General features: G+C 54.9%; 9 protein-coding genes. 3 read left to right on the forward strand and 6 right to left on the reverse strand.

Translation table 11 applies throughout. The features are described from left to right. Window positions 1–232 precede the first annotated feature (232 nt). The gene (locus ABX962_RS21820) at window positions 233–1,525 is read right to left on the reverse strand and encodes a Gfo/Idh/MocA family protein (protein WP_372722282.1); all 1,293 of its coding nucleotides are present in this window, start codon (window positions 1,523–1,525) and stop codon (window positions 233–235) included. Between the two features lie 164 nt (window positions 1,526–1,689). Further along, entirely contained in the window at window positions 1,690–2,697 is a 1,008-nt protein-coding gene (locus ABX962_RS21825) for a dienelactone hydrolase family protein (RefSeq protein ID WP_372722284.1), read from the reverse strand. Window positions 2,698–2,974: 277 nt separating this feature from the next. Here ABX962_RS21825 and ABX962_RS21830 point away from each other — a divergent pair, with 277 nt between their 5' ends. Together ABX962_RS21830 and ABX962_RS21835 are read left to right on the forward strand one after the other, a co-directional pair. Beyond that, the gene (locus ABX962_RS21830; RefSeq protein WP_372722286.1) at window positions 2,975–4,024 is read left to right on the forward strand and encodes a lipid-binding SYLF domain-containing protein; all 1,050 of its coding nucleotides are present in this window, start codon (window positions 2,975–2,977) and stop codon (window positions 4,022–4,024) included. A gap of 124 nt (window positions 4,025–4,148) precedes the next feature. Next, a complete protein-coding gene (locus ABX962_RS21835; protein ID WP_372722288.1) occupies window positions 4,149–4,352 on the forward strand; it encodes a BON domain-containing protein in 204 nt (67 codons plus the stop codon). Window positions 4,353–4,411: 59 nt separating this feature from the next. Here ABX962_RS21835 and ABX962_RS21840 read toward each other — a convergent pair whose 3' ends face one another. The 4 genes from ABX962_RS21840 to ABX962_RS21855 all read right to left on the reverse strand — a co-directional run bounded on the left by ABX962_RS21840 (window position 4,412) and on the right by ABX962_RS21855 (window position 7,925). Then, on the reverse strand, window positions 4,412–4,783 hold the full coding sequence (locus tag ABX962_RS21840; protein WP_372722290.1) for a hypothetical protein: 372 nt from the start codon (window positions 4,781–4,783) through the stop codon (window positions 4,412–4,414). 527 nt (window positions 4,784–5,310) lie between these two features. Beyond that, window positions 5,311–6,198, reverse strand: a complete 888-nt coding sequence (locus tag ABX962_RS21845) for a dienelactone hydrolase family protein (RefSeq protein WP_372722292.1) — start codon at window positions 6,196–6,198, stop codon at window positions 5,311–5,313. 145 nt (window positions 6,199–6,343) lie between these two features. Beyond that, complete coding sequence (locus tag ABX962_RS21850) at window positions 6,344–7,039, reverse strand: isoprenylcysteine carboxylmethyltransferase family protein (RefSeq protein WP_372722294.1); 696 nt, start codon at window positions 7,037–7,039, stop codon at window positions 6,344–6,346. Then, window positions 6,981–7,925, reverse strand: a complete 945-nt coding sequence (locus ABX962_RS21855; RefSeq protein ID WP_372722295.1) for a universal stress protein — start codon at window positions 7,923–7,925, stop codon at window positions 6,981–6,983. Before ABX962_RS21855 ends, ABX962_RS21850 begins: the two co-directional genes overlap by 59 nt. A gap of 340 nt (window positions 7,926–8,265) precedes the next feature. On the opposite strand from ABX962_RS21855, the gene ABX962_RS21860 reads away from it, so the two are divergent. After that, the coding region (locus ABX962_RS21860; RefSeq protein WP_372722297.1) for a cytochrome ubiquinol oxidase subunit I at window positions 8,266–9,089 on the forward strand (824 nt) is incomplete at its 3' end.

A 9,089-nucleotide genomic window follows, 5' to 3' on the forward strand; every position in this document is an offset into this window, starting at 1 on the left:
CACGTCACCTAAACACAAATAATCCACAAGCCGATATTTAAGGCCTTGTCCATAAGAGCCATCGCTATCGGTCTGCCCGCACCCAGCAAATTACCGGATGCCGTTTTCGGAGCAGCGTGGCTACGCAATCCACGTGCTAATTGGGCGTAGCGGAAGTCGTTGTGACGTTCGTTCCATGGCGTTTTGCCCCTCGAAACTCTTGGCGAGTTTCGCTACGAAATGCGCCACAGCATCAATGGTTGTGGTTCCACCCTTCGAACGGGTGCGTCCGCGTCGCCAACGGCAGCGAGACGCGTTGGCCTTGCTGGACATGGGACGCAAACGTCGCATGCACCATTTCGAGCGTCACGCGGCCATCGGTGTCGCTACACAGTGGTTGCCTAGCTTGGTCGATTGACGCGATCAGATCACGAGCTGGCAAGATATGTTTGCTGACCAAGCGTTTGATCTCCGCGATCGGCTCGGGTTTGCCAATCCCGGCACTGCTGATGTTAACCCAGCGGCGTGGCGTTGCGGTGGGCTGAAACGGATTGCCATGCAGTAGATGGACAAGCGGCTCGGTATCCATTCGCAGATCGATCACGCCTTCGGTTCCCACGATTTGGATTCCGAATCCTGCTTTTGCCACTCCAGCGCCACGGATCGAGTCAAAGAAGACCGGGGTGCCGCTTTGCGTGTCGTACCGCGCATGCAAACGATTTCCGGCGATCAGTCCAATCCCTTCGCTGCCTGGCGATACGTCCGCGATGGTGGCGGGATCATCGCCCGCATAGTAAGTGGCTGAGCAAGTCGTTGGGTTACCGGCAAAGAAGGCCGCAAGATTGAACAGGTGTGTCCCCAAGACCCACAAGTCTTGTCCGCCACCTCGCGTGTCCTCTTTACCGCGACAGCGAATTTCGAGCACCTTGCCGATGGCGCCCTGCTCGATGGCCGCTCGAGTCACCGGCAGGGCTGGATGGTAACGATTGCGATGAGCGATCGCTAATCGCGTCCCTGAACGCTGACACGCCGCAACGATCTGATCCGCCTCTTGCAGCGTACTACAGAACGGCTTTTCGCAATAGATTCCTTTCGCGCCGCCGTCGATCGCCGCCATAATCATCGCATGGTGCTGATCGACATAGCGTGGTCCCACCGCCACAATCTCGGGTTGGACCTGCTGGATCATCTCGCGATAATCCGAGAACGCATGCTCGCACCCGAGTCGTTGTTTTGCCTGTTCCCTTCCCTGCGAATTGGCGTCCGCGACACCGACGATCTTGGTTTCCGGCAATTCAAGCCATACCGTGTCGATGCCATGGCCAAAGTTCCCCTGTCCGGTATGGCCGATCACGCCGATTCGCCGAGGCTTGGAATCGCTCGCCTGCACAAGTGCGGGTGCCGCTGCCAATGCGGCGGCGGTCGAGGAGACAAAAACGCGACGGCTTATCATCGCTGGATCGGCCGCTTTGACAACACCTGATTTGTGGCGAGGAAATTCAATTGACGTACGTTTGTTGGCGGCGGAGCAGGGAGGGTGGGACATGTGAATTGATTGGAAAAGGCAAGAGGTGGGAGGGGAGTGGCAGACGAGAAATGATTTTTAACCAGTAGTTTTATACTCGGATCCACGTTGTTAGGAAACGGAAATCGCAATTGGCCTTTTTGAAATCCGTATCTTCAAATGAGCGATTTCTCTAGGCACTTGCTCTAATTTTCGTGAATGACCTTGGCCATTTTAGGGATCACAAACGGGATGTAGACGACGCCGGAATAATGGTTACCCAGCATTCTCACATGATGACTCGGATCGAGTGCAGCGGTGTGGGCCAGCGCAATTGCGTTTTGGATCGGGACGACCTGGTCATAGTCGGCGGAGTAGATCCACGTATGCTTGGGATCCAAACGATGAGCGATACGCATTGGTTCGACACGGTTGACGAGCGCACCGATTTGGTCCAGCGAAAGGCCAGATCGCTCGAGTTGTTGACGGAATTTTGCAGCGTCTTTTTTCCCACTTTGAATCACCTCCATCAAATTGCCTCCGGCCAACAAGATAAAGACGTTTTCATAGCCGCAGCCTTTCGCCCCGCTGTCCAAACAAGCACTGGTTGCGGAGACAAATCCGCCTAGACTGGTGCCTTGCAGTGACACGCGACCATCCTGGACAAACGGTAACGCCGCAACGGCATCGCGAGCACGCCGGACGTCCGCAACCGCTTGCGGGATCGCATCGATCACCATGCGACGATTCGGATGCTGCTCGGCATCGCGGCGGTTTCCATAGTAGGGCAAATGGATCAGGAACGCATGAACGCCGCATGTCTGGAACCCTCGTGCAAACACACGCCCCACCGCCATCTTGGATCCTGACTCATGAACAACGACCACCGCAGGCGCGGTGATTGGTTCGCCATTCTCATCACTCGCAAAATAGCACTCCATCGGCACGCGATCGTTCCGCGAATCACCACTCGGCTTGGGCGATGGGAACATGGCAAGCGCGTCCCCTTTGCCTACCAAGGGTGAGTCCCAAGACACCTCGAACTCGCTCGGCGACCAGATCAATCCCCTCAAACAGTCGCGTGCATCGTCAGAAGCCTCCTCAGGCGGGTTAAGTGTGTCCGTGGCAAGAAAAGCACGAAACCGTAAATCGGGCATCTCGGCCGTTGCATCGACCATCCACATCGTCATCAACGCAAGCAAACATAGGGTCATTCGTAGAAGGTTCATCCGCCACCGCCGTTGTGATTGCATCCAAGAAAGGATTCGAGGGAATTGATTCGAGGGATTTGATTGCCACCGCTACTATAGTCGATCCCGCAAGCTCCAAGTGTCGAAGTCGCCGAACAAGTGTGGTTGAATCGTCCGTTCGTGTTCTTTTATTTGCCAGGATGCCCTACACTTCAATGGCATGGCACATAATGGCACGGCACCTGCGAGCATGATTCAGGTTGCTGAGGAATCTCGCCCCACTTTTGCGAAGAAATTTACCATGAATCGTCCCAGTCGCCTCATAGCAACCACACTGGTATTGACATCATTTTGGCTGACTTCGACATCCCACGCGCAGTTGTTGGAGGAACAGGTCATGCAAGCCTCGGCGGTCGTGTTTAACGAAGCCATGACCGCTCCGCTGAACCGTATCCCCCAAGCCATGCTGTCCAACGCCAACGCGGTGGCGATCGTCCCCAACGTGATCAAGGGCAGCTTTATCGTCGGAGCCCGCCGAGGCCGAGGATTATTGTTTGTACGGGAACCCGAAGGCGTTTGGCACGCTCCGGTTTTTATCACGTTGACCGGGGGAAACATCGGATGGCAAGTCGGTGTACAGTCGTCCGATATCATCTTGGTTTTCAAGACCGAACGAAGTGTCCAAGGAATTTTGTCCGGTAAGTTGACGATCGGCGCCGATGCCGCTGCCGCTGCCGGTCCCGTGGGACGGGAAACCGCCGTCGCCACCGACGGTCAACTGCAAGCAGAAATCTACACCTACTCGCGGACCCGCGGTCTTTTCGCTGGCGTATCCATCGACGGATCTGTCCTGCAAGTCGATCCATGGTCGACCGGTGCGTATTATCGCAGCCCGGCTCCAGGACAACCTGTCGTTGTACCCCCACTAGCGGATCAGTTAACGCAAACGGTTGCAAGTTATGCGAACACAACCGCAACTCCGCCAATCCCCATCACCGCTGAAGACCAACAAAGCGGCTGGATCCAGCAACATGCGGCGACTCATGCCGAGGGCCTGCGAGCTCAATTGGTGCAACTGGCCCCCAAACTGTATGACATGCTTGACGATCAGTGGAAAAACTATCTTGCTTTACCATCGTCACTCTTTCTCGATGGCACCCCCACGACACCCGAGCAACTCCAGATCACCCTGGATCACTTTAACGTCGCCAACAGCGACCCCCGCTTCCAGGGGCTATCAAACAGGCCGGAGTTCCAGTCGGTATTCAATTTGCTGAAGCTGTACCAGCAATCGTTGACTCAAGACGCCGCGACCCTGCAATTACCGCCTCCCCCGCCGATAGCACGCTAAGGGGGGCTGACTGGGCCAACGTTTAATACTTAACCGGATTGCTATTGCTGGCGGATTCCGTGTATGCTTCGGGCCGGTCAACGCACGGACAGATTAAGGGGGCACCCACGATAGGGGCTGAGTCATGAAAGACAGTATAGAATCGAGATTGCGTGCGTCGCTGCAACGACTAGGCTTCAGCGAAATTGAAGTCGTCAGTGACGAGAACGGGCACGTGCAACTTAGTGGTACCGTGACAAATTCAAGCGACAGGACCTCTGTCCTGACCATCGCTCGCACCACCCCTGGCGTGAAGCGTATCGCCAACCAGGTCAACGTGCTGTCCTAGTCAAACGTCCGCGGCGGATCGAGTCACGTCACAGGACAATTCTAATCGGCGAGCCGCGATCAGTGATGGTCCCCCAATCCGAGATGGAAGCGGCCGATGTCTAAATGCAATTCGCCACCCTGTCCATAATGGCGTCTGCCCCCGTATCCCTGCCTGTATCCCTGCGAATAGGCCGGGTAACGAGAGGATCGTCCGACATCATTCGCACCGTATTGATAACTCGGCGAGTAGGAATAGCTGCCGTAACCAGGGTGCGAGGAATGCCCGTGCCCATTATGCGGATACCCGTATCCACGATGCGACCGGCTCGCATGGCGACCGTGACCCCCACCCCGTGCCGATGGAAATAATCTGCAGCCGACGCGGTCGGCGCGGAAACCGGTAAGGTCATTGCAGCAGAAGAAGAAGACGATTGCGAGTGAACGTTTCATTGTGGGGTCCTGCAAGGGAGGTTTCCTTTTGGCAGCAAAAGCGCTCCCGTCGAATCTCCAACCAACGCACCCTCTGTGCGTATGCAAAAATCTGTGCCAATGCAAAAACACCCTAATAAAGCCAGATTCCACGCAAAGACCGTCCTCACCACGACGTCACCTGTGTCGTCGCAAGGACGGCGTGTTCGTGGTGTTTCTTTGAAATCAAGAAAATCGCCGACTAGATCAGCCCCGTCGCTTTGGGGGAGTTCGAGTGTTTTTTACAGCCAGGCGTCCAGCATCGCAAGGCCGCTGGCAAACGCCCAGCATCCCAAGGCCGCTGGCAAACGCCCAGCGCCTTGGGATGTCGATCTTATGACTGTAGGTTTGTTGAATTCACGTAGCCTAGGCTTCCAGCCTGGGAATCACTGCAAACCCAGGCTGGAAGCCTAGGCTACGTCAAATTGAAAATCCTTCAGTAATACAATCGATGCTTTCGACTCTTGCGGCGGACGCGGGTTTCAAGCACCGTTGGCGTCCCACGCCCTTTAGACCAAGTTCTTTTTGAAGAATGCGATCGTACGTTGCCAAGCTAACGCGGCAGCGTCCTTGTCATAACGTGGAGTGGTATCGTTATGAAAACCGTGGTTCACTCCGGGGTACACAAACGCTTCGAATGGCTTGTTGTTTTCTTTCAGCGCCTGTTCGAACGCTGGCGCGCCCGCCAGGATACGACGATCCAGTTCCGCATTGTGAATCAACAACGGAGCATCAATTTTTGACACGTCACTGGCATCGGGCTGGCTACCGTAAAACGGAACCGCCGCATCGATGACATCAGGAATCTGGACCGCCAATTGATTCACCATTCCACCGCCAAAACAAAATCCGACGGTCCCCACTTTGCCAGTGGACCGTTCATGAGTGTCCAAAAATTTGGCCGCCGCGATAAAATCTTGAGTCATTTCATCGCGATCACGCTTGGCCTGCATCGCGCGGCCTTCGTCGTCGTTGCCGGGATAGCCCCCCAGCGGTGTCAACGCATCGGGTGCAAACGCTAGGAATCCGTCGATAGCCAAGCGACGCGCGACGTCTTCGATATACGGATTCAATCCACGATTTTCGTGAATGACCAAGACCGCAGGAAACTTGGTCCCCTGAGCCGGGCGAGCAAGCAAGCCCTTCATCTCCCCCGCACCTTGAGGTGAGGCGTACGTAGCGGTTTCCGTTTTAATGCGAGCGTCATCGGGCTTCACCTGTTGAGCCCACGCGTAGTTGGGACTCAAGTTTGCCATTAACGCTTCCACTGTCAGCCCCCCCACCGCAAATGCAGCCAATCGGCTAACATACTCGCGGCGATTCAATCGTCCGTGCGCATAATCGTCGTAGAGGTCGAGAACTTTTTGATCAAACTGTTTCGCATCTTTTCGTTGCATAGCAGGGTTCCGCAAGAGATCAGAGACGGTTGGGTTGGAATCTAGAACCGAACACACCGGCATTCGGCCCACCGACATATTCGCCAAAGTATATCAGTTCCGCATGGTCAATGCATCGATCGGCAACTCGCCAGAGCACGCAGACCTAATCCAGCAATTTTCCTGAAAACTTAGGAATGAGCCCCCCGACTTCTTTCGTGTAGTGCGGGTACTGCGGAAACTTCGCACTCATCGCATTTTCTTCATAATTTGCCTTGACCACCAGCACTGCTAATAACGCGAACCACGCCACGACACGCCACACCGAGATGGTCGGCACCAGCAACATCAACGTGAACCACAGCAAACCGCTGTACATCGGATGCCGCACCAACGAATAGGGGCCGCTCGTAACGAGCCGTGTTTTCTCGGTCGGATTCGGATGCACACGAATTTTACGTAGCCCCACCGCAGCCCAAGCCGAAATGGCCAGAGCGATTCCCGGTGACGCCAATGCCAGCTGCAACCACGGCAACGGATCCCATTGAGCGGACAGTACGATCGCCGTCGCGAGCACGAACTGGGCGACCACAAGACACCAAAGAATCATGCAATGCCTCTTCGTAACGACGATTCCGCAAATGATCTGGTGATAGGATCGACTTCGGTCACGGCAAGACGCAAGTCGTTCGACCGCAGCGAGTAAACCGTTCAAACGAGACCGCTCTACTGGCGTCCAATACCATCCACTTTCGCTTGCGCAGCTTCCGCTAAGCATAACACGGCAACGTTCGAACGATTTGCTAGTGCGCCGTCGCGTGTGATTTCGCTGCGGCTGCTTGCTTTGCTTCGCGGTGATCATGTTTGTCACGCACGATCAACACGCTGCAGTGTGCGTGGCGAAGCACATATCGTGACGTGCTGCCTAAAAACACACGCGTCAACAATCCGCTATCGCTATCACCAATCATCATCAGATCACCGCCGTGCTCGTCGGCGTACTCCACCAAGGTCTCACCAATATGGTCTCCTTCGACCAGATGGGTTTCGGTGTCCAGCCCCATCTCTTGGACCGCAGACTCGAGGCTTAACATGTGCTCGTTGGCTTGCTTCAAATAGTCGGTCCAAAACTCGGATGCCTTTTGCCGAATGTCTTGTCGATAAAACGAATTGACATGCAGAATCCGAACTAAATGGACTTCGATTCCGCCAGCCCATTTGAAGGGTCGCAGCCAATCGATCATTCGTTGGTCTTCGGGGCGTCCCGACAACGCGATGACGATCTTCCGTAGCGAAGGTGCTTCGCTTGATTCACGCAGCGGACGGACGATCAAAGTCGACGTACCGCTGTGCGTCGCCACATAATCGGAAATGCTGCCGAGCAATACACGCTCGAGGGCCGAGTGACCGACCGCTCCCAAGACGATCAAATCCGCATCGGTGTCCTCGGCGACCTTTAGTAGTTCGGTCGACGGAGATCCCACCGGAACATGAGTCTGTAACGAATGCACCGGGCCACTTAACCCTGTTGCGGTTTCCTCGACCCGTTGTTTCGCCGCTTCACACTCTTCGTCAATGAACAACCCCAAATCCGTTGGCATTAACATTGTCCCCGAATCGATCATCATCGGTGGCACCACCGCCGAAACGATATCCAAATCGATCGGGCGACGAAACGGCAACGACAATAGGTAGTCGGCAGCCGCCTTGGAGTGTTGCGAGGAATCGTTGGCTAGTAATACACGCATGATGAACTCCGGTAGGCATCGAATGAGGATGCGATCGCGTGCCTGCAAAGACACGTTAAACGTCGCTTGCAGTACTAGGTTATGGCAATTCGGATGCCATCTCTTATTGTAAAGGAATTCTTCGCTTTCAGTCCGCTACGATGATCCGTAACGCACGGTTAAGCCGCAACAACTGTGCGTAGCTGCACAAAGTTTTTCAGTGGAGATGCACGTGGCATAAGACACGTGAAGCCATGCGGTCGATCGACTCGCGTGTAACGTGGTGAGTCTATCTGCCACATCTTTGCGGACGCGTGTTTTACGCGACAATAAGTGGGACCACGCTCGACAAGGAAAAGGGATGGACGTTGAAATACTCAGCCGACTGCAGTTCGCGCTCACGATCATGTTCCACTACTTGTTCCCTCCGCTTTCGATCGGTTTGGGACTGCAGCTATTCCTGTGCGAATGGCGTTACTTTCGCACACACGATGTGGCATGGGAGGCGGCGGCACGGTTCTGGACTCGTGTTTTTGCCGTCAATTTCGCCATGGGAGTGGCGACCGGCATCGTGATGGAGTTCGAGTTTGGAACAAATTGGGCTGCTTATTCACGCTTTGTCGGCGACGTGTTCGGATCGGCCTTGGCCGCCGAAGGCATTTTCGCCTTCTTTCTGGAGAGTGGTTTTCTAGCGGTGTTGGTGTTCGGCTGGGACCGTGTCGGCGTGAAGATGCACCTGTTCAGCACGTTGATGGTGTTTCTGGGATCGGTCTTCAGTGCCGTTTGGATCGTCGTCGCCAACAGCTGGCAACAAACGCCCGCCGGTTATCACATCGTTTGGCATGACGTGCAAGGCGAGATGATGCCGAGAGCGGAGGTGACTGATTTTTGGCAGATGGTGCTCAATCCATCCTCGGTCGATCGACTGACGCACACGTTGATTGGCGCGTTCGTCCTGGGCGCATTTTTTGTTGCATCGGTGTGTTCGTTCTACTTGTTAAAAAACCGCCATCTTATCAGTCACCGGATTCACGAATCAACGATCACTCGGTCTGGTCAGGCAGCAAAAAACGACAGAAACATTGGTGCGACAGGAAGATTAAGATCGCCCAGCCTGCATCACGAAATGTTTCTGTCGCACCAATCTTTCTGTCTATTAAACAGCAGAATCCATCGCAGCTCGAG

Origin of the sequence: Novipirellula sp. (assembly GCF_041583735.1) — a bacterium.
Taxonomy (GTDB): domain Bacteria; phylum Planctomycetota; class Planctomycetia; order Pirellulales; family Pirellulaceae; genus Novipirellula.

Bases quoted from the DNA above. Each gene is read 5' to 3' on its own strand.
- ABX962_RS21820 (WP_372722282.1), bottom strand. From the start codon at position 1,525: ATGTCCCACCCTCCCTGCTCCGCCGCCAACAAACGTACGTCAATTGAA.
- ABX962_RS21825 (WP_372722284.1), bottom strand. From the start codon at position 2,697: ATGACCCTATGTTTGCTTGCGTTGATGACGATGTGGATGGTCGATGCA.
- ABX962_RS21830 (WP_372722286.1), top strand. From the start codon at position 2,975: ATGAATCGTCCCAGTCGCCTCATAGCAACCACACTGGTATTGACATCA.
- ABX962_RS21835 (WP_372722288.1), top strand. From the start codon at position 4,149: ATGAAAGACAGTATAGAATCGAGATTGCGTGCGTCGCTGCAACGACTA.
- ABX962_RS21840 (WP_372722290.1), bottom strand. From the start codon at position 4,783: ATGAAACGTTCACTCGCAATCGTCTTCTTCTTCTGCTGCAATGACCTT.
- ABX962_RS21845 (WP_372722292.1), bottom strand. From the start codon at position 6,198: ATGCAACGAAAAGATGCGAAACAGTTTGATCAAAAAGTTCTCGACCTC.
- ABX962_RS21850 (WP_372722294.1), bottom strand. From the start codon at position 7,039: ATGATCACCGCGAAGCAAAGCAAGCAGCCGCAGCGAAATCACACGCGA.
- ABX962_RS21855 (WP_372722295.1), bottom strand. From the start codon at position 7,925: ATGCGTGTATTACTAGCCAACGATTCCTCGCAACACTCCAAGGCGGCT.